Annotated in this window: 19 protein-coding genes; 13 read left to right on the top strand and 6 right to left on the bottom strand. The window is 63.8% G+C overall.

Features of this window, described 5'->3' with window-relative positions:
* Positions 1-9: 9 nt before the first annotated feature.
* The 4 genes from kdpB to ACX9NZ_RS05620 all read left to right on the top strand — a co-directional run bounded on the left by kdpB (position 10) and on the right by ACX9NZ_RS05620 (position 6,198).
* Complete coding sequence (gene kdpB / locus ACX9NZ_RS05635; protein ID WP_330006296.1) at positions 10-2,064, top strand: potassium-transporting ATPase subunit KdpB; 2,055 nt, start codon at positions 10-12, stop codon at positions 2,062-2,064.
* Between the two features lie 12 nt (positions 2,065-2,076).
* Entirely contained in the window at positions 2,077-2,667 is a 591-nt protein-coding gene (gene kdpC / locus ACX9NZ_RS05630; RefSeq protein WP_407495621.1) for a potassium-transporting ATPase subunit KdpC, read from the top strand.
* Positions 2,668-2,912: 245 nt separating this feature from the next.
* Positions 2,913-4,280 (top strand): FtsX-like permease family protein, encoded by a 1,368-nt coding sequence (locus ACX9NZ_RS05625; protein WP_407495618.1) that lies wholly within the window; start codon positions 2,913-2,915, stop codon positions 4,278-4,280.
* 301 nt (positions 4,281-4,581) lie between these two features.
* Complete coding sequence (locus ACX9NZ_RS05620) at positions 4,582-6,198, top strand: CTP synthase (protein ID WP_407495616.1); 1,617 nt, start codon at positions 4,582-4,584, stop codon at positions 6,196-6,198.
* Between the two features lie 24 nt (positions 6,199-6,222).
* Here ACX9NZ_RS05620 and ACX9NZ_RS05615 read toward each other — a convergent pair whose 3' ends face one another.
* The 3 genes from ACX9NZ_RS05615 to ACX9NZ_RS05605 are packed head-to-tail and all read right to left on the bottom strand — an operon-like array spanning position 6,223 to position 9,622.
* The gene (locus tag ACX9NZ_RS05615) at positions 6,223-7,416 is read right to left on the bottom strand and encodes an ABC transporter permease (RefSeq protein WP_407495614.1); all 1,194 of its coding nucleotides are present in this window, start codon (positions 7,414-7,416) and stop codon (positions 6,223-6,225) included.
* Positions 7,403-8,626: an ABC transporter permease gene (locus ACX9NZ_RS05610; RefSeq protein ID WP_407495612.1), complete on the bottom strand. Its 1,224-nt coding sequence runs from the start codon at positions 8,624-8,626 to the stop codon at positions 7,403-7,405. Before ACX9NZ_RS05610 ends, ACX9NZ_RS05615 begins: the two co-directional genes overlap by 14 nt.
* A 9-nt stretch (positions 8,627-8,635) precedes the next feature.
* The gene (locus ACX9NZ_RS05605) at positions 8,636-9,622 is read right to left on the bottom strand and encodes an ABC transporter ATP-binding protein (protein ID WP_317440509.1); all 987 of its coding nucleotides are present in this window, start codon (positions 9,620-9,622) and stop codon (positions 8,636-8,638) included.
* A gap of 162 nt (positions 9,623-9,784) precedes the next feature.
* On the opposite strand from ACX9NZ_RS05605, the gene ACX9NZ_RS05600 reads away from it, so the two are divergent.
* From ACX9NZ_RS05600 to ACX9NZ_RS05590, 3 genes are all read left to right on the top strand, one after another.
* Positions 9,785-10,636 (top strand): helix-turn-helix transcriptional regulator, encoded by an 852-nt coding sequence (locus ACX9NZ_RS05600; protein WP_317440508.1) that lies wholly within the window; start codon positions 9,785-9,787, stop codon positions 10,634-10,636.
* 86 nt (positions 10,637-10,722) lie between these two features.
* Entirely contained in the window at positions 10,723-10,863 is a 141-nt protein-coding gene (locus ACX9NZ_RS05595; protein WP_407495733.1) for a DUF4160 domain-containing protein, read from the top strand.
* 3 nt (positions 10,864-10,866) lie between these two features.
* Positions 10,867-11,313 carry a DUF2442 domain-containing protein gene (locus tag ACX9NZ_RS05590; protein WP_317440507.1) on the top strand — a complete coding sequence of 149 codons (447 nt, stop codon included), beginning with the start codon at positions 10,867-10,869 and terminating at the stop codon, positions 11,311-11,313.
* A gap of 128 nt (positions 11,314-11,441) precedes the next feature.
* On the opposite strand, the gene ACX9NZ_RS05585 is transcribed toward ACX9NZ_RS05590, so the two are convergent.
* A complete protein-coding gene (locus ACX9NZ_RS05585) occupies positions 11,442-12,560 on the bottom strand; it encodes a 5-methyltetrahydropteroyltriglutamate--homocysteine S-methyltransferase (protein ID WP_407495609.1) in 1,119 nt (372 codons plus the stop codon).
* Between the two features lie 146 nt (positions 12,561-12,706).
* Positions 12,707-13,606 carry a LysR family transcriptional regulator gene (locus tag ACX9NZ_RS05580; RefSeq protein ID WP_317440505.1) on the bottom strand — a complete coding sequence of 300 codons (900 nt, stop codon included), beginning with the start codon at positions 13,604-13,606 and terminating at the stop codon, positions 12,707-12,709.
* A gap of 163 nt (positions 13,607-13,769) precedes the next feature.
* Between ACX9NZ_RS05580 and ACX9NZ_RS05575 the strand changes: the two genes are divergently transcribed.
* Positions 13,770-14,297, top strand: a complete 528-nt coding sequence (locus ACX9NZ_RS05575; RefSeq protein WP_407495607.1) for a 2-keto-3-deoxygluconate permease — start codon at positions 13,770-13,772, stop codon at positions 14,295-14,297.
* A gap of 54 nt (positions 14,298-14,351) precedes the next feature.
* Here the strand turns inward: ACX9NZ_RS05575 and ACX9NZ_RS05570 are convergent, their stop codons facing one another.
* The gene (locus ACX9NZ_RS05570; protein ID WP_259322792.1) at positions 14,352-14,498 is read right to left on the bottom strand and encodes a hypothetical protein; all 147 of its coding nucleotides are present in this window, start codon (positions 14,496-14,498) and stop codon (positions 14,352-14,354) included.
* Between the two features lie 189 nt (positions 14,499-14,687).
* On the opposite strand from ACX9NZ_RS05570, the gene ACX9NZ_RS05565 reads away from it, so the two are divergent.
* The 5 genes from ACX9NZ_RS05565 to ACX9NZ_RS05545 all read left to right on the top strand — a co-directional run bounded on the left by ACX9NZ_RS05565 (position 14,688) and on the right by ACX9NZ_RS05545 (position 18,585).
* Positions 14,688-15,089: a helix-turn-helix domain-containing protein gene (locus ACX9NZ_RS05565; RefSeq protein WP_039910191.1), complete on the top strand. Its 402-nt coding sequence runs from the start codon at positions 14,688-14,690 to the stop codon at positions 15,087-15,089.
* 154 nt (positions 15,090-15,243) lie between these two features.
* A complete protein-coding gene (locus tag ACX9NZ_RS05560) occupies positions 15,244-15,999 on the top strand; it encodes an ABC transporter ATP-binding protein (protein ID WP_407495604.1) in 756 nt (251 codons plus the stop codon).
* Positions 15,996-16,550, top strand: a complete 555-nt coding sequence (locus tag ACX9NZ_RS05555; RefSeq protein WP_407495602.1) for a hypothetical protein — start codon at positions 15,996-15,998, stop codon at positions 16,548-16,550. The genes ACX9NZ_RS05560 and ACX9NZ_RS05555 overlap by 4 nt, the downstream gene beginning before the upstream one ends.
* A complete protein-coding gene (locus ACX9NZ_RS05550; RefSeq protein ID WP_459389433.1) occupies positions 16,534-17,364 on the top strand; it encodes a hypothetical protein in 831 nt (276 codons plus the stop codon). Before ACX9NZ_RS05555 ends, ACX9NZ_RS05550 begins: the two co-directional genes overlap by 17 nt.
* A 180-nt stretch (positions 17,365-17,544) precedes the next feature.
* Positions 17,545-18,585, top strand: a complete 1,041-nt coding sequence (locus ACX9NZ_RS05545) for an AAA family ATPase (protein ID WP_407495598.1) — start codon at positions 17,545-17,547, stop codon at positions 18,583-18,585.
* Positions 18,586-18,643: the final 58 nt, after the last annotated feature.

Genomic DNA, 18,643 nt, shown 5'->3' with positions numbered 1-18,643 from the left:
CGCAGATTTATGGCTATGCAAAAAGACATGATGGGCCGCGCGGTCCGCGACTCGTTTGCCAAGCTGGATCCTCGCGTCCAGATTCAAAACCCGGTCATGTTCCTGGTGTGGCTTTCCGCCGTCATGACCTCCGTCCTGGCCGTCGCTTCCGTCTTCGGTGTGCAGGACGCGGGTGTGCCCACCTACTATGTGGTCGCCATCGCGGTCATCCTGTGGCTCACCGATCTGTTCTCGAACTTCGCCGAGGCGCTCGCCGAGGGCCGCGGTAAGGCTCAGGCCGATTCCCTGCGTGCGGCCAAGAAGGATGTCGAGGCCCATCGCATCGAGTCCGTTGAGGACAAGGAGCACTTCACCGTCGTTCCCGGCACCGAGCTCACGCGCGGCGACCTGGTGATCGTACGCGCCGGCGAGCAGATTCCCGGCGACGGCGACGTCATCGAGGGCGCTGCCTCCGTTGACGAGTCCGCCATCACCGGCGAGTCCGCCCCCGTGGTCCGCGAGGCCGGCGGCGACCGCTCTGCCGTTACCGGCGGTACCACGGTGCTGTCCGACTGGATCATCGTCAAGATCTCCAGCGAGCCCGGCCAGAGCTTCCTCGACAAGATGATCGCGATGGTCGAGGGCGCCGCGCGCAAGAAGACCCCCAACGAGATCGCCCTGGAGATCTTCCTGGTGGCCCTCTCCATCGTCTTTATTCTGGTCACGCTGGCCCTCTATTGCTACTCCTGCTTCTCGGCCGGCCTCAGCGACATGGCCAACCCCACGTCCGTGACCACGCTCGTGGCGCTGCTCGTGTGCCTGGCCCCCACCACCATCGGCGCGCTGCTGTCCGCCATCGGCATCGCCGGCATGAGCCGTCTGAACGAGGCCAACGTGCTGGCCATGTCCGGCCGCGCCATCGAGGCCGCCGGCGACGTCGACATCCTCATGCTCGACAAGACCGGCACCATCACCCTGGGCAACCGCCAGGCCTCCGAGTTCATCCCGGTCGACGGCGTCGATCCCGCGGAGCTGGCCGACGCCGCGCAGCTCTCCTCGCTGGCCGACGAGACGCCCGAGGGCCGTTCCATCGTCGTGCTCGCCAAGGAGCAGTTCGGCCTGCGCGGCCGCACGCTCGAGGACAAGGGCATGGAGTTCATCCCGTTCACCGCGGCGACGCGCATGTCGGGCGTGAACTACGAGGGCAATGAGATCCGCAAGGGCGCCGCCGATTCCGTGCGCGCCTACGTGGAGGCGGCCGGCGGCGTGTTCTCCCAGGAGTGCGACGAGGTCGTCGAGCGCATCGCCAAGGCCGGCGGCACCCCGCTGGTCGTGACCAAGAACTGCCGCGTGCTGGGCGTTGTGTACCTCAAGGACATCATCAAGTCCGGCGTCAAGGAGAAGTTCGCCGACCTGCGCAAGATGGGCATCAAGACCATCATGGTGACGGGCGACAACCCGCTCACCGCCGCGGCAATCGCCGCCGAGGCGGGTGTGGACGACTTCCTGGCAGAGGCCACCCCCGAGGGCAAGCTCGAGAAGATCCGCGAGTTCCAGCGTGAGGGCCACCTGGTCGCCATGACCGGCGACGGCACCAACGACGCGCCCGCTCTGGCCCAGGCCGACGTCGCCGTGGCCATGAACACGGGCACCCAGGCTGCCAAGGAGGCCGGCAACATGGTCGACCTCGACTCCAGCCCCACCAAGCTCATCGAGGTCGTGCGTATTGGCAAGCAGCTGCTCATGACCCGCGGTTCGCTCACGACCTTCTCGGTGGCCAACGACGTGGCGAAGTACTTCGCTATCATCCCGGCCCTGTTCTCGCCGATCTACCCGGGCCTTGGAGCGCTCAACATCCTCGGTCTGGCAAGCCCGCTGTCCGCGGTTCTTTCGGCCATCATCTATAACGCGCTTGTTATCGTCGCGCTGATCCCGGCCGCGCTGAAGGGCGTTAAGTACCGCGAGGTCCCGTCCGGACAGCTGCTGACTCACAACCTGCTCGTGTGGGGTCTGGGCGGCATCGTTGCCCCGTTCGTATTCATCAAGCTCATTGACATGCTGCTCGCGTTCTGCGGCATTATGTAAGTGGAGGTTTGTATGTTCAAAGGTGTTGCATCGCGTGCACTGGGCGTGTTCGCGCTGTTTACCGTTGTCTGCGGCATGGGCTATACGCTCGTCGTGACCGGCATCGCCCAGGTTGCGTTCCCGTATCAGGCGAACGGTTCGCTCATCAAGGTCGACGACAAGATCGTGGGCTCCGAGCTGATCGGCCAGAGCTTCGAGGATGAGGACCACATGTGGGGCCGTATCCAGAACGTGACTATCGTCGAGGGGGAGGACGGCGGGCTCATGGCCTACGGCGCTCCGTCCAACCTCTCTCCAGCGAGCGAGGAGTACCGGCAGCTTGTGGACGCGCGCGTCGAGAAGATTCGCGCCGCCAATCCCGACGCCGGCATGGATGCCGTGCCCGTCGACCTGGTGACGTGTTCCGGCTCAGGGCTCGACCCCGAGATCTCTCCCGATGCTGCCGAGTACCAGGTACCGCGCCTGGCAAAGGCTACCGGCAAGAGCGAAGGCGAGGTGCGTGACATCATCGCCCAGTGCACCAAGGGCCGATTCCTGGGCGTCTTCGGCGAGCCCACGGTCAACGTGCTCAAGGTGAACCTCATGTTGGATGGTGTGCTGTAGGCGGCGTTTTCGACTGGAGATGCTTGCATGCCCCCGGTGCGGTCGCGCCGGGGGCATGCGCATGCCAGGAGAAATCTGTCTGTGCCGACGCGAGTCCGGAACGTGTGCGGGCGCTCGGATTTGATGCGGCGGCGCACGTTCGGGCAACCTTACGGTTTTGTTCGCCGCATGTAAGCAGAATCGATGGCGGGGGAGCGCCGCGCCCGCGAGAATGGGTGCGGTAATAACCCTTGGAAGGGCCCGCCATGCAGCTATATCTCAAACTCGCCGTCGGCAACGTGCGCCGCAGCGCCCGTGACTACTCGGTGTATTTCGCGACGCTCGGTTTCGCGGCGTGCCTGCTGTACTCGTTCGTTGCCTCGACCGACCACGTGCGCGCCATGGGTCTCTCGCCCGAGCAGATGGGCGTGCTGGGGAGTGCGGGCGACGTGCTGCAGGCGTTCTCCATCTTCACCGTGCTCGTGTTCCTCTTCTTGGTGCGGTATGCCAATCGGTTCCTGCTCCGCCGGCGCAAGCGCGAGTTTGCGTTGTACGAGCTGTGCGGCATGGGGCGCGGCGCGGTGTCGGTCGTGCTCGTGGCCGAGACGGCGCTCGTGGGTGCCGGCGCGCTGGCGTGCGGTTTGGCGGCGGGCGCGTGGTTGTCACCCGCATTCGGCGCGATTGCGGCCTTCGTGTTCAACGTTCCCTGGCGTCTCTCCTTCACGTTTTCGGCAAGTTCCGCCCTGTGGACCGGGTCGTGCTTTGCGGTGGTGTTCGCGTTCAACGCCGTCGACGGTGCCCGCGATGTGGTACGTAGACCCCTCATCGATCTTTTGGCCGCCGATCGCGCGCCCGAGACCATGCGTTTGGGCGAGCGCGCACTTCGGGCGGGACAAGGTGTGCTTGCGGCTTGTCTGCTCGCGGTGGTATGGGGCTCGTGCGTGTTTCAGCCTGTGTACTTCATCGCGTTCATTATCCCCATGGGACTTGCCGCATGCTTCGCCACGGCACTTGTCGCCCGGCTGGGTGTGGCACGATGGGCAGCGCATGCGCGCGCATCGGAGAGTCGGTACTGGGACGGGCTGCGTGCGTTCACTGTTCGTCAGGTTGAGGCGCGGGTTTCAAGCTCCTCGATGGCGCTGGCTTGCGTATGCGTGCTCATTGCCGTGGGGTTGTGTATGATGGTGGCCGGCTTAGCGTTCAGCGTGGGGTTGCGGACGCCGGAGATGCTTTCGAGCGGCATTGCCGCTTCGATGGCGCCCATCGGTTACATTGGGATCTTCTACGGAGCTGTTTTCCTGCTGAGCGCCGTCGCGGTTTTGGCGCTGCAGCAGCTCTCGGGTGCGGAGGACGCGCGTCGGGCGTATCGTGTGCTCATGCAACTCGGGTGCGAGCATGCGGACATGCGTCGTTCGTTGCGGTCGCAAGTTCGGCTGTATTTCGTCGCGCCTCTCGTCGGCGCGCTCATCCACGACGTGTTCGGTTTGTTCCTCGTGGGGTTCCTCACGTTCGCGCTCGGCGTGCAGGGCTTCTTCGCCATTGTGGGCGGTGTTCTGACGTTCGTCGTTGTCTTGATGGGGGTGTATGGCCTGCTTACCGCCCGTGCGGTGGAACGCACGGTGCTGAAGGCGTGACGGGCGGCCGCGCGCGATTGCGAGGTCGTGCGCGAGCTCTCGTTGGAGTGTCGGTCTCTTGCCGGCTCCGTTCTCCGGCCGTCGCGTATTCCCGTGCCCCCAATGGAGGGGCCGTCCCCAAATCGAGGAGTCGTATGCCGTCGGCTGTTCTTAACTGCGTTCCAAATCTTAGACGGCCTTGCGTTTCCAGTGCGTGAATTCGCCATGCTCCCCACCGTCATGGTAGGCGGGTAGTACACTGAAATCCCGTGGAAGCGCCGGACTCCGGTGCAGATTTCGACGGGAAGTGCAGGTAAACACCATGACAAAGCATATATTCGTGACCGGCGGCGTGGTCAGCTCGCTGGGCAAGGGCATCACCGCGGCATCGCTGGGGCGTCTGCTCAAGTCGCGCGGCTACCGGGTGACCATGCAGAAGGCCGACCCGTATCTCAACGTGGACCCGGGTACCATGAGCCCGTTCCAGCACGGCGAGGTGTTCGTCACCGAGGACGGCTACGAAAGCGATCTCGACCTCGGCCATTACGAGCGCTTCATTGACGAGAACCTCACGCGCGACTCCAACTTCACCACGGGTGCCATCTACCAGGACCTCATCGCGCGCGAGCGCCATGGCGACTTCCTCGGCGGCACGGTGCAGGTCATCCCGCACGTGACGAACGCCATCAAGGCCAAGTTCCGCGGCGTCGAGGAACAGACGGACGCCGACGTGGTCATCACCGAGCTCGGCGGCACGATCGGCGACATCGAGGGCCAGCCGTTCGTCGAGGCCATCCGCCAATACAAGAAGGACGCGGGGGCCGAGAACGTCTGCTACATCCACGTCTCGCTCGTGCCCTACATCGCGGCGGCACATGAGGTCAAGACCAAGCCCACGCAGCACTCCGTCAAGGAGCTGCGGAGCTTCGGCATCCAGCCCGACATCATCGTGCTGCGCAGCGATCACGAGATCGATGACGACGTGCGCGCCAAGATCGCCTCGTTCACCGACGTCGACGTGGATTGCGTGTTCACCTGCGAGGACGCCCCGTCCATCTACGACGTGCCGCGCATGATGGCCGAGCAGGACTTCGACCTGCGCGTCTGCGAACGCCTGGGGCTCGATCCGCGCGAGCGCGACATGGCGGATTGGGAGAGGTTCCTCGCCGCGAAGGACCATGCGGAAAACGAGGGCGACCCCGTGAAGATCGCACTCGTGGGCAAGTATACCCAGCTGCCCGACGCGTACCTCTCCGTCATCGAGGCGCTGCGCCACGCGGGCACGCATCTGGGCAAGCACGTGGAGGTCGAGCTCGTCGATGGCGAGGCGCTCTCCGATGACAACGTCGAGCAGGTGCTGGGCGACGCGTCGGGCATCCTCGTGCCGGGTGGCTTTGGCAAGCGCGCCTTCGACGGCAAGATCACCGCTGCCCGTTACGCGCGTGAGCACCAGGTGCCGTATCTGGGTATCTGTCTGGGGATGCAGGTCGCCGTGTGCGAGTTTGCGCGCGACGTGCTGGGATATGCGGACGCGAGCTCATCCGAGTTCGACCCGCAGTGCGCGCACGCCGTGATCGACTTGCTCGACGAGCAGGAGGGTGTGACCGAGAAGGGCGGCACCATGCGCCTTGGCGCGTATCCGTGCGCGCTCGTCGAGGGCACACTCGCTGCGGAGGCGTACGGCGAGGCGCTGGTGCGCGAGCGTCATCGTCATCGTTACGAGTTCAACAACGCGTATCGCGAGGAGCTGGAGGCGGCCGGCTTGGTCGTGTCCGGCACGAGCCCGGATGGCGAGCTGGTCGAGATGGTCGAGCTGCGCCGCGATGCGCACCCGTGGTTCGTCGCCACGCAGGCGCACCCCGAGTTCAAGAGCCGCCCCACGCGCCCGCACCCCCTGTTCCGTGAGTTCGTCCGCGCGGCCGCGGTCACCTCGATGTAGGGACAGTCCCTGCATCGAGGTGCGTTAGACCTCGCGCACGCGCAGGCGGGCGGCCACAAGGCCCGCGGACATGATCGCGACAGCGAAGAGCGCGATGATACCCAAGTCGATACCGACGGTGGCCAGAACGCTCGCATTCACCTCTTGGGCGCCGAGCGCGCAGGTCACGGCATCGTACATCCAGAAGGTGGGCGTGAAGTGCGCGACCGCTCGCACATTCGCGCCCATGAGCGACAGCGGCACCCACGCCCCGCCCAAAAACGACATGACCATGCCGCCCAGGTTGGCGATCGCGTTGAGTGCCTCCTCCCTAAAGCCGCATTGCGCGAGCGTGTAGGCGAGCGAGAGCGGGACGAGTGCGAACGCGCAAAGCGACGCGATGGCGAGCGCCACCTGCGCACCTGCGCTCGAAAGCAGTGCGCCTGCCCCGGAGGCGCCGATGCCGACGAGTGCGACCCATGCGCACACGCCGAGCGCCAGCACCGCGCATCCGGCGATGCTCTCGAATCCCATGCGCCAGCTGCTCACGGGCGCAGCGAGCTGTCGCCGCCGCACGTCGGGCTTGTTGAGCGTGGAGAGCACCACGCCGGCGACCACGACGATGGACGAGGTGACGGTGTACGAGCTAAAGGTGAGGTAGAACGCCAGGCGCGATGCCGCGGTGCTTTCCTCGGTCGTTTCAATAGTGTCGACGGCGGGTGCGATGTCGGAAAGCTTGCGCATGCCGTCCAGCACCTGCTCGGCACTCGCGTGGGGCGTGAGCGCGGCGCGGCTCGCGATGAGCGATGCCGTGCGGCTTGCGCGCTGGGATGCCAGCGCCGCCGCCTGCATGTCGCCGCCGGTCGCCGCCTCGAGCTCGGGCAGGTCGCCTCCCGTTCGAGCGGCATCCATGAGGGCATCGCCAAAGCCCGCGGGAATAACGAGCACGGCGTCGGCCTTGCCGGTCGCGAGCGCATCCTGCAGGGCGAGGGGCTCGTCGGCAACGGTGATGAGCTCGTCCGTCTGGGAGAGCATCTCCTCGAGCGATTGCGCTACGGCTGATCCGTCGCGATCGACGAGTGCGATGCGGGCGCGGGGAACCTCGGTGGCCTCCCGCGCGCCGCTTCCGCCCACCTCTCCCATGAGCACAACGCCCATGCTCGATAAAAAGCCGATGTAGATGATGAGGTAGAGCGGGTGGCGAAGCGCGATGGTGAGCGCCCGTTTACAGATGTTCATGTGCGGACCTCCTCATGCAGGCGGCCGATACGGCAAGCAGCACGGCTGCGATGCCGGCGCACGCCGCTAGGCGAAGGGAGAACGGGACGAGTGTGTCGTAGTAGTAGAGGGTGTAGAACAGGTCGCGGATCAGGCAGACCGGGTTGAGCCACGTTGCAGCGGGGAAGACATGTGCGACGGTATCGGCGGGCTCCATCGTGGACTCTCCGTAGAGGCCGGCAAAAAGCGACAGCAGGCAGGTAAGCGCCGTGAGGATGCCCCTGCGCGAGTCTGAGCCCATACGTCCGGGCAACGCGCCCACCAGGGCTCCGATGCCGCAAGAAAGCAAGCTCGACGCCGCGATTCCAACGAGGCAGAGTCCCTCGCGTCCCGAGAAGTCGATGTGCGCGGTCAGGCAGATGTAACCAAAGGCGATGGCCAAAAATGTGGTGGAGACCGCCCAGCAGGCGCCGATGGTGGGGATGAGCAGGCGCATGCGGCTCGTGCCCGAAACGGCGCGCCGCGCGCCGGCGGCTGACGAGGTGGGTTGCAGGCGCCAGACGCTTTCCCCGGCGAGCTGCGCGGCAAAGATCGAGGCCATGCCGAGCAGCGCGTAGTAGAAGCGCACCATGCTATCGGGCTGGGCATTCGTGAGCGAGACCTCCCGCACGGAGACGCCGAGACCGAGTGCGTTTTGCACGGTGGTGGGGTCGCTCAGCGCCGCCGGGTCATGCGCGGCGAGGTCTTCGATGAGCGCCACGCGTTGCAGATAGCTGGTCGCGACCGATTCGAGGATGGCTCGATTGATGTCGTAGGAGGCGTCGCTGCTCGTGCCGGACCCGGCGGGGGCGAGGATGATGCGGGGTGCGCACGCGTCGCTGGCGGAGGGCGCGGCGGTCGACTCTCCCGCAGCGTCGACGACATACGCCCCGGCCACGGACCCCTCGGCGATCAGCTCGCGCGCCTCCTGTTCGGTGGCCACGGGATGAACGGCGAGAAGGGGTTCGTCTGCCTCGCTCAAAGTATCGACTACCTGCGAGAAGGGAGAATTCTCCCAGGCGTCGTCGACGACGACGGCGACTTCCACCGCCTCGACGGAGCCCGTGGAGCGCATGGGCTCGAACATGAAGTTGAACACCGTGGCAAGCACGATGGGAAAGATGAGCGTCCACACGACGGCGCTCGGCGTGAGCAACAGCGTGCGCACGGTCGCTTTGAAGGTGGTCCACATGGCGCTCTCCTAATCGCGCAGCTCGCGGCCGGTGATCTCGAGGAACACGTCGTTGAGGGTGGGCGGCGCGCAGGTGATGCGGCCCAGCCGCGCGTTGCCCGCGCGCAGCGACGCGAGGACGTCGGTGAGGTTGTGCTCGCTTGCCTCGCAGGACACGGTGAGTAGGTTGCCGGCGAGCGAGACGTCGAGGACGTGGGGCAGCGCGCGCAGGCGGTCGAGCTCGCGGGTGGGGAGCACGCCGCCGTCGCTCGCGCGAGAACCCGGTCTCGCGCGTGGGCCCGAGGGGCCTTCGAGCTCGATTACGATGCGCTCGCCCGTGCGAATCGAGCGCTTGAGCTCGTCGGGCGTGCCCTGCGCGAGCGCCCGGCCGTGGTCCATGATCATCACTCGGTCGCAGATCTGCTCGACCTCCTCCATGTAATGGCTGGTGTAAACCACCGTCGCCCCTTCAGCGCGCAAGCGCTGGATGCCGTTGAGGATGGCGTTGCGGCTCTGCGGGTCCACGGCCACGGTGGGCTCGTCAAAGAAGATGAGTTCAGGCTTGTGGGCGATGCCGCAGGCGATGTTGAGGCGGCGCAGCAGTCCGCCCGAGAGCTTGCCGGGGCGAAAGCGGACGAATTCCTCGAGCTCCACGAACTCGATCGCCTCGTCCACAAGCGCGCGTCGCCGGGCGCGGTCGTTCACGTAGAGCGAGCAGAAGTAGTCGATGTTCTCGCGCACGGTAAGCTCGTCGATGACCGCTACCTGCTGCGGCACGATGCCGATGCGGCGCTTGAGGTCGTAGCGCGTGGGCGCCATGGACTCGCCGAACAGGCGGATGCTGCCGCGGTCGTAGGTGAGCAGGGCGAGCATGCAGTTGATGCTCGTGGTCTTGCCCGAGCCGTTGGGGCCCAGCAGGCCGAAGATCTCGCCCTGGTCGACGTGCAGGTCGAAGTGGTCGAGGGCGAGCAGCTCGTCGTAGCGTTTGACGAGTCCCTCGATCGCGATGACGTCCATTGTTCCTCCGCTCCACCTCAATTTGGGGACAGTCCCTAAATTGAGGTTTTCGATTCCGTGCTTGCTGCGAACATGGTGCCCGACGCCCTCGCAACGCGATAGTGACAATTGTCACGACTTGGTTTTACCTGCCCTAACTTGCTTTTGCTACCATGTGAGGCCATGGAGAGAATCACTGACATAGCACTGGTGCTCGCCGCGTGCGTGCTGCTCCGCGTTGCCGCCGGGGTCGTGGGCGCGGCGTCGGCCGTTGCGGGACTCGCGGGGGATGCACTTGCTGTCCCGACGGTCGTCTGCCTGCTCGTGGCGATCATCGCGGTGCTGACATGCGAGTGGGCGCGGGGGAAGTGGCGCGTGCTTGGCCCGGTGGCGTATTGCGTTGTGAGTTCGTTTGTTCCAGAGGGGCTATTTCTGCTTCCCGCCGTTGTGTACGAGTTGCTCCAATTCGCGCGGGCGCCGCTGCCGTGGCGCGCAGCGCCGATTGCTTTGCTATTGCCCGCCGCGCGCCTGGTGGTCGCGCCGTGTGTTTCTGGGACGGAGCTTGCGTGCGTGGGTGCTCTGTCTGCGTTGGCGGGGCTGTTGTCCTGGCGGACGAGCATGCTGCTTGCCCAGCGCGACTTGCGGCATCGGACCCGGGACGAGTTTCGCGCGCACGAGCTGTTCGGCGCGGAGGGATCGAGCGGTGTCGTGGCGGCGGATGGTTGTTCGGAGCCTAGCGCGGATGCGGTATCCGAGTGCGCCGTAGCTGACGTTGATGCTGCCGCGCGCTCGTCCGAAGGGCGCTGTCGTGCTGCCTTTTCGGAGTTGACCGAGCGCGAATACGAGGTGGTACGCTTGGTTGCCGAGGGTCTGGACAACCATGAGATCTCCGCCGCCGCGTTCATCAGCGAAGGCACGGTGCGCAATCGGATCAGTTCCGTTCTGCAAAAGACCGGGCACAAAAACCGCACCCAGCTTGCCGTCGCCTGGTGGCAAGCACGCGAGCGGTGGCCTGAAATTGGGGACAGGCACTAATTTGAGGTGAGACCGTGCGAGGGATGAGTGTCGGGGCTGCTAAAACCTCAGATTGGTGCCTGTCCCTATTTTGAGGTGCTCATGACATCAGATCTGGCGTAATAATAGACGGTCATCTTCCAAAGCGCGCTGCCTCATTGGTGAAAGAGTGGATGACGTTGCACAAGGATGAGCTTATTGAAATGTGGGAGACCCAAGAATTCAAGAAGCTCGATTCACTTGAATAGGAGATGCCTGTGTTTCACAAAGTGAAAGAAGTTGTTCCTTTGCAGGACATGAGGCTATGTGTGCGTTTTGCAAATGGATCGACAAAGGAATATGACGTAGAGAAGCTCGTCTCTCGATTTCCCCAGTTTGCCGCTTTGGAAGATGAGCACCTCTTTGAGGAAGTGCAAGTTGATGTCGGTGGCTATGGCATCGTTTGGAACGACGATCTCGACCTTTCCTGCGATGAGCTTTGGAAAAACGGCGTCGACGTGAAGACGCCTTTTGACGGACTCATGGCGTTTTCCGATGCAAGTGAGCTTTGGGGCCTGAGCGAGTCTGCCCTGCGTAAGGCTGTGGCATATGGAAAGATAGAAGCGGGGATTGACGCACGTAAATTTGGTAAGCAGTGGGTTGTGACCCAAGAGGCAATGAGGCGAGAGTACGGTAATCCGGTCGAGGTGCTCCGGTAATTTCGATGTGTCGTTATCGCAAGGCGGGGTTTTGACTTCTGTTGGCCTGAGCAGGGTGGCTCAACGATCGGAGTCACCCTGCTCAACTTTGCCAAGCTTCTAAGGTCGCTGAGCAACGAGCGGCGCAGCTAGGCCCCCCAGACCTCCTCGGCGATGCTGCGCACGAGCGCGATCTTGGTCCACTGCTCGTCCTCGGTGAGCTTGTTGCCGATTTCGCAGCTGGCAAATCCGCACTGCGGGGAGAGGCAGAGGTCCTCGAGCGGGACGTAGCGCGCGGCCTCGTGGATGCGCGCGATCACGGCGTCGCGGTCCTCCAGCTCGGGGCGTTTGGTGGTCACCAGGCCGAGGACGACCTTCTTGCCCGGCGCCACGTGCGCGAGCGGCTCGAAGCCGCCGGAGCGCTCATCGTCGAACTCTAGGTAGAAGGCGTCGACGTTCTCACGCGCGAACAAGATGGGGGCCACCAGGTCGTATGGGCCGCTCGATGCATAGGCGGAGTGGTAGTTGCCGCGGCACACGTGCGTGGTGATGGCCATGTCGGCGGGGCGCCCCTCGAGCGCGAGGTTGTTCACGCGCAGGTACTTCTCTGCCTCGGCCACGGGCGTGGAGCCGGCGGCGCGGATGCCCGCCTGGAAGCCCTTGTCCACGAGCGCGCCCCAGGTGCAGTCGTCGAGCTGCAGGTTGCGGCAGCCCGCGGCGTAGAGCTCGGCGATCACGGTGCGGTATGCCGCGCCGATGTCCTCGAGCAGCTCGTCCTCGTTCGGATAGAAGCTGCGCGTGCGCTCGGCTGCCGCCTCGTCACGGTAAAGCTCGAGCAGGAGCTGGGCGGGGGCGGGGATGGTCTGCTTGGTCGTGTGCCCCGGCTCCTCGAGCGCCTGCACGAACTTGAAGTGTTCGACGAAGGGGTGGTGCTCGCCGGTGATCTTGCCCGTGAGGACGGCCGAGCCGTGCGTGGTCTCCTCGCCCACGAAGAAATAGCCGTGGTCGAGCTCCACGTGCTCAATCCCGCCGAGTCCCCACATGAAGTCGAGGTGCCAGTAGGAGCGGCGGAACTCTCCGTCGGTGAGCAGCGGCAGACCGGCGTCCTTCTGCTTGGCGACGAGCTCGGCGATGCAGGCATTCTCGACGGCGATGAGACCTGCGTCGTCAAGTTTGCCGGCGGCGTGGGCGGCGCGGGCCTCCTTGAGCGCTTCCGGGCGCAGGAAACTACCGACGACGTCGAATCGGGTGGGTGCGATGGCGGCCATGATGGGTTCCTTTCGGTAGATGCGATATCTGATGAAAGGAGTATGCGGGACGCGCATCCGATTGGGAAATACTTAAAACAATCAAACTACGATAGGAAAAATCTATGGGACTGGGTAGGTGACGAAGGCTTGCGATCCCATGGGCATCACGGGATATGCGTGCGGATAGCCTCGACGAACGCCTTTCCATAGCGGGAGAGGTGGGTGTCGCGCCGCGTGACGATGCCGACTTCCATGCGGTCGTCGACCTCGAGTGGGACGGCGATGATGTCCTCGCCGTTGAGCTCGTGCGAGATCACGCCCGAGCACACCGTGTAACCATCGAGGCCTATGAGCAGGTTGAACAGGGTCGCGCGGTCGCGCACGCGGATGTTTTTGGAGCGGCCGAGCGTGGACAGTGGTTCCTCGGAGAAGTAGAACGAGTTGAAATCCCCCTGCTCGTAGGAGAGGTACGGATAGTCTGCGAGATCCTCGAGCGTGACCGAGGCGCGTCCCGACAGGGGATGGGTCGAGGAGAGGAACACGTGCGCGGCGCATGAGAACAGAGGCTTGAATTCGAGTTCCTCGGCACGCAGCATGCGGCCGATCACGTCGCGATTGGTATCAGATAGGTAGATCACGCCGAGCTCGCTCTTCATATGGGCGACGTCCTCGATGATCTCGTGCGTCTGCTCCTCGCGCAGGGTGAACTCGTAGCGCGCGGCGTCGAACGCGCGGATCACGTCCACGAACGCGTTGACGGCGAAGGAGTAGTGCTGGCACGAGACGGCGAAGCGGGGCACGGGCTCGGTGTCGCGTTTGTAACGCTCCTCGAGCAGGTCCGCCTGTTCGAGGACCTGGCGGGCGTAGCCGAGGAACGTCTGGCCCTCGGTGGTGGTCACCATTCCCTTGCTCGTCCGGTCGAACACGGTGATCCCCATCTCGCGCTCCAGGTCGCGCACGGCGGCGGTCACGCTCGGCTGCGACACGAACAGGCGCCGTGCCGCCTCGGTGACGCTGCCGCACGAGGCCACCTCGACGATGTATCTGAGTTGTTGGAGTTTCACCGGGTTCCCTTCCGTTTGCAACTGCCCGTGCCGTACATCTCGTAACGGTTTCGACATATTACGACACTCCGACCCTGCCGCTATCCGAGGCGCGAAGCCATCTGTTGGCATGTCAACACTTTACTGAAAGAAAGCGCAGCACGAAAAGACGGAGGACGCGCATATGGCGACTGACGGCAACAGGGCGACGACGGCGCGGGCGCTTAAGGTCCCACGCCTTCCGGGCGACATCATGATCTACCCCATGATCGCGGGTCTGCTCATTAACACCTTCTGCCCCCAGGTCCTGGAGATCGGCGGCTTCTTCACGGCGGCTACGCGCGGGGGTGCCAGCGCGGTGGTCGCCGCGATTCTGCTGTTCGTCGGCGCGGGCATCTCGTTCAAGGCCACGCCGGGCGCCGTCAAGACGGGCGTCGTCGTGCTCATCCCCAAGCTTTTGCTCGCCACGGCGATGGGCCTCGCCGTCGCTTGGCTCGAGCGTCTGTGCGGCGGTACGGGTAAGGCGGCCATCGCCTGCTCGACGATCGCCGGCACGGCCATGACCACTCCTGCGGCACTCGTTGAGGTTGCGCCCCAGTACGCTGCCATCGCGCCGGTGGCCTACGCGCAGATCGCGACCGCCGTCATCGTGACGGCGCTGCTCGACCCGATTCTCACGGGCTGGTTCGACAAGCGCTTCTGCCGGGGCTGACGTCGTCTGTTTCTCTGTTTCGGTGTGATTGGGGCCCAGCCGCCTTTATCGCAGCTAGAGGGCAGCGGCCTGTAGGATGGCGAACGCCGCGACTCCCGTCACGATGCACCAGACGAGCGACTTGGTTTTGATCCCGACTGCCGCAACGATGCCAACGGCGGGGCGAAGCTGGGTTCGAAGCTGCGAGTATTCGCCCTGCATCCTCACTGCAACGGGCGGTGGCGGAATTGTCGCGATGTGTTGCTACAATTGTCGCTGCTAGATGGTGGAGCGCAACGGCGGTTGCGAGGATAGTCTTGCGCTGAGGCCCGATGGCCAAAGGGGGCGAAAGCATCCCATGACGGCTGCCGTCGGGCCCCGGAATATCAACGCTACAAGGAGGCTTTCATTATGGATGACGCGACGACGCAGCTAGCCGACCGTCTGCTCGACCTTCGCCGCAAGGCCGGTTACTCGCAGGAGCAGTTGGCGGACCTGCTTGGTGTTTCCCGTCAGGCCATCTCGAAGTGGGAGGGCGCCCAGGGCCGCCCCGAAGTCGACAACGTGGTCAAGCTCGCGCAGATCTACCGTGTGAGCACGGACTTCATCCTCACGGGCTCGGCGAGCGTCCCATCGGTGTGCGAGACGCCCTCGGCGCCCGCCCCGCGCGAGCTGTCGCGCGAGTACCGCTTCGCCCTCAGTGCCCTCATGGTCATCGCGGGCACTGCGGTTGTGTTCCTGCTGATTGTCGTTATCCTGACCATCCTGTCCACGATACTCACCTCGGGTGCCGACATCCCCGGCTGGAAGTAGCCGCTGGCTGGGATCTCGTATTCACTATCAACTGATGAGACGCGTGCAAGGCAACTTGGCGCTTGCCCGATATGCCCTTTCTTGCAGGGTGCAGGGCTCGTGCGCCTTGGCGTTGCATGTTCACGGGCGGGTTGGCAAAAGGAGCGAAAGAATTATGGGCATCCTCGTTGAGGCGTGTGGCGTATGCAAAAGTTATAAGCACGGAAATCTGAACACCGATGTCCTTCGCCACGTTGATATGAGCGTGTCGGCTGGTGAGATGGTATCCATCGTGGGACCATCCGGTTCGGGCAAGTCGACGCTGCTGCACTGTTTGGCGGGGCTTGAGGTTCCCGATGCGGGCGAGATTCATCTTATGGGCGTGGATGTCGTGCGAGCGAGGCGCGGCGAGCGCGCGAAGGTCAGGGCTCGGCATGTCGGGTTCGTGTTCCAGCGGTACAATCTCATGCCCTCGCTCTCCGTGGGTGAGAACGTCTCACTGTCCGCGCGCTTTGCCGGTTGCAGGGTGAGTGGGAAGGATGTGTGCGATCTCTTGGAGCGGGTCGGTATGGGAGGGAAGGAGCATGCCCGTCCAGCCGAGTTGTCCGGCGGCGAGGCGCAGCGCGTGGCGCTCGCCCGGGCTATCGCTTCCTGTCCGGACATCGTGTTCGCCGATGAACCCACCGGCGCCCTCGACACGGCGAACGGGAACGTGGTCCTCGACATACTGCGAGCCATGGCGGATGGGGAGAGCCGGGCCGTCGTCATGGTGACGCACGATCTTGAGGCGGCCGCTCGTGCCGATCGGGTGTTTGTAATGCGTGACGGGAAGATCGTCCACATGATGACTCGTCCTGCGTCGCGGGAAATCCTCACCGCGATGGAGACGGTTGGGGAGCGCGATACCGATGAGGGGGCGATGTTGCGATGATTCGCCTGCTTGTGGGTGATGTTTGGGAGCATTGGCATGTGTGGTTCGGTGCGCTTGCCGTTGCTACTGCGTTTGGCTATATGGGAGGTTGGTTCGCATCGTTTTCCGCAACGGCGGCCGCGGACCCGATGGTCTCGACTTCTTTCTTCTTTAGAAGCGCCGCCCAGGCGATTCTCATGTTCTCGGCGATTTCCGGATGCGTCGTTCTCTCTTCAGTGGCCCGGGGATGCGTCGTCTCGTTGCGGCGAACCTACGCCCTGTGGCAGGTGATCAACATTCCTCCGGTTGTGGTGGGCTTTGCCGTCATCGTTCAAATTGCACTCGTGGGGGGTCTTCGGTTCGTGCTTGGGCTTGGCCTTGTGCTGGGCAAGCTCATCCACCGTGTTCAGCGCTCTGTTCATGGATATCGACTTGTTCGAAGGGGTGCGGCTTCTGCCGGGATTTTCCCTCTGTCCTGCAGTTCTTGGAGTGTCGCTATTTTTGTCGGTGCTGGGCGGGGCGCGCGCCGCAAGGGCGGCGGCGTGTACGCCGCCCGTGATGGCTTTGCGTGACGAGTGGTCGGTCGAGGGCGCATCCGAGCGCATGATGCCGCTGCGCTGGCTTGCCGCCCTTGCCGCATGCGCCGCTGCCGCATGGTGTGTGTCCACGGTTGACCCCGTCTTAGCCCCTGTCGATTTCGGTCAGAGCACCTGGCTCGTCTTTTTGCCTATTGCAATCCCGGCGCTAATTACGGCTCTCGCCCCTGTACTTTTGCCGAGGATCCTGCGAGCGGCGACGTGTCCGTTGTCGCGCTGGACGGCGTGGCTTCTCGCGCGCAGGAGCGCTCAGCACGCCTTGACACAAAGCTTGTCGATTGAGACATCCCTCGTGGTTGCCATGGGTGTCGTTGCGGGCTTCTATTCGATGATGAGCCTGATGGAGCGGTATGCCACGGCATACGACTTGCCGATTGGGAGCGGATTCGGTCTCGACCCGCGCCTCGCGTGCGTAATGTTTGCGGGGCCGGTTATCTTGGCGGCTGTGGGGTCGTGCGCAAACGTGGTTCTCGCCTTGCGTGTGCGGGAGCGTGACGCATCGTTGCTGGAGGTGCTGGGCGCCACCCCTCGCCAAGTCTGTGTCGTCTCGGTTCTCGAGGCGTTTATGCATGTGGTAGCAGCGGGTTCGGCTGCATTGCTTGCGGTTGTGCTTTCCAACATGATCGCGGCCCATGCGTTGGGCTTGGGTGCTGGGAGCGCGATGCTGTCCGTGCGTTTTGCCCCTGCCGTCCTCATCGCCGTCGCAGGTTTCGTCGTGCTGGTCGTAGCAGGGCTGATGCCGGTGCTGCGCATGATCAGGTCCGCACCGGTGCGGTTTCTCAATGAGTGACAGAATTTGCGAGTGAGCTGATTGAGCGGGCGTTTCTTCTATCGAGCCCTCGGTATGAGTTTTGTTCAACTTGTTAAACCTTGTTCAACTTGTTAAACTCTGTTCAACTTGTTAAACTTCTTTGACCACAGAGGGTGATGTGCGGTGGTGCGCGTTAATCCGTTCAAGCCGACGGCTGGAATGAATCCACCTGAACTTATCGGTCGAGACGAGATTCTCGACGACTTTACCGAAGCGCTTGAAAACGGCCCCGGAGCTCCTGACAGATTACTTCGCGTTTCCGGGGTCCGTGGCGTGGGTAAGACCGTGCTCCTTAACGCATTTGGAGACATCGCGCGCGAGCATGGGTTCCATGTGGTTGACGTCGCCGCGAACGCGGGCTTTTGCGATCGCATTCTCGGTGCCCTCTCGCGGAATCGCGAAGTGTCCTCGCTGTCGATATCCCCTTCTATATTGGGTGTGAGCTTGGGTTCCGTCGAGATATCCAAGTCGGCGACGCAGCTGGGGGAGGCGATGTACGAGGCTTCGCGCAACGGTGGCCTCTTGATCACGCTCGATGAAGTTCAAGATGCGCCGCTCGATGAGATGCGCGAGTTGGGTAACGAGATTCAGCTGCTGGTGCGCCAGGGTGCGAACGTCGCCTTTGCATTCGCGGGTCTTCCCGCTTCGGTCGACGGTGTCGTGGTGGACGAGACCCTGACGTTTCTTCAGCGGGCCAAGCATGTCGAGCTCAAGCGCCTTATGGACTTTGAGGTCGGAGATTCGTTTGAGGACACGATGGTGCGCGCGGGTAAATCTGTTGCGCCTGGGGTGTCCGGTGTGCTCACGGCCGCCGCTGCCGGCTATCCCTTCATGGTCCAGCTTGTCGGATATTACACCTGGCAGTCAGCTTCGCGCCGCGGTTCTGATGCGGTTGAGCTGCTCGATGCGCAAAAGGGCATCGCGACGGCGCGCAAGAGCTTCGATAACATGGTGATTGAACCGGCGCTCAGGCGCGTCTCGGGCAGGCAGTTCGAGTACCTTGCGGCCATGGCGCGATGTGGGTCTGGACCCGTGGCGTCTGGCGATATCGCGCGCGAGATGGGGGTCGCCCCCACGTCCGTGAGCACCTATCGTCGCCGCCTCGTAGATGCGGCGCTCATCGAGGCGCCGTCATACGGCATGGTCAGCTTTGCGATCCCCTACATGCGCGAGTATCTGATCGAGCATGTGAGGGAGTAGGGCTGGCCCGTTGTTATCGCTGCATGTGCGCGTAGAGGGCGAGCGCGATCACCTCAAT

The organism is Collinsella sp. BM28, assembly GCF_054551995.1.
Note: the sequence above shows the minus strand (reverse complement) of the source record. Positions and strands in the feature narration are given on the sequence as shown.

Coding starts and splice junctions, on each gene's coding strand:
- ACX9NZ_RS05610 (WP_407495612.1), bottom strand. CDS start 8,626: ATGTGGACCACCTTCAAAGCGACCGTGCGCACGCTGTTGCTCACGCCG.
- ACX9NZ_RS05575 (WP_407495607.1), top strand. CDS start 13,770: ATGGCGACTGACGGCAACAGGGCGACGACGGCGCGGGCGCTTAAGGTC.
- ACX9NZ_RS05620 (WP_407495616.1), top strand. CDS start 4,582: ATGACAAAGCATATATTCGTGACCGGCGGCGTGGTCAGCTCGCTGGGC.
- ACX9NZ_RS05605 (WP_317440509.1), bottom strand. CDS start 9,622: ATGGACGTCATCGCGATCGAGGGACTCGTCAAACGCTACGACGAGCTG.
- ACX9NZ_RS05585 (WP_407495609.1), bottom strand. CDS start 12,560: ATGGCCGCCATCGCACCCACCCGATTCGACGTCGTCGGTAGTTTCCTG.
- kdpB (WP_330006296.1), top strand. CDS start 10: ATGGCTATGCAAAAAGACATGATGGGCCGCGCGGTCCGCGACTCGTTT.
- ACX9NZ_RS05625 (WP_407495618.1), top strand. CDS start 2,913: ATGCAGCTATATCTCAAACTCGCCGTCGGCAACGTGCGCCGCAGCGCC.
- ACX9NZ_RS05555 (WP_407495602.1), top strand. CDS start 15,996: ATGATTCGCCTGCTTGTGGGTGATGTTTGGGAGCATTGGCATGTGTGG.
- kdpC (WP_407495621.1), top strand. CDS start 2,077: ATGTTCAAAGGTGTTGCATCGCGTGCACTGGGCGTGTTCGCGCTGTTT.
- ACX9NZ_RS05600 (WP_317440508.1), top strand. CDS start 9,785: ATGGAGAGAATCACTGACATAGCACTGGTGCTCGCCGCGTGCGTGCTG.
- ACX9NZ_RS05560 (WP_407495604.1), top strand. CDS start 15,244: ATGGGCATCCTCGTTGAGGCGTGTGGCGTATGCAAAAGTTATAAGCAC.
- ACX9NZ_RS05545 (WP_407495598.1), top strand. CDS start 17,545: ATGAATCCACCTGAACTTATCGGTCGAGACGAGATTCTCGACGACTTT.
- ACX9NZ_RS05570 (WP_259322792.1), bottom strand. CDS start 14,498: ATGCAGGGCGAATACTCGCAGCTTCGAACCCAGCTTCGCCCCGCCGTT.
- ACX9NZ_RS05590 (WP_317440507.1), top strand. CDS start 10,867: ATGCCTGTGTTTCACAAAGTGAAAGAAGTTGTTCCTTTGCAGGACATG.
- ACX9NZ_RS05565 (WP_039910191.1), top strand. CDS start 14,688: ATGGATGACGCGACGACGCAGCTAGCCGACCGTCTGCTCGACCTTCGC.
- ACX9NZ_RS05615 (WP_407495614.1), bottom strand. CDS start 7,416: ATGAACATCTGTAAACGGGCGCTCACCATCGCGCTTCGCCACCCGCTC.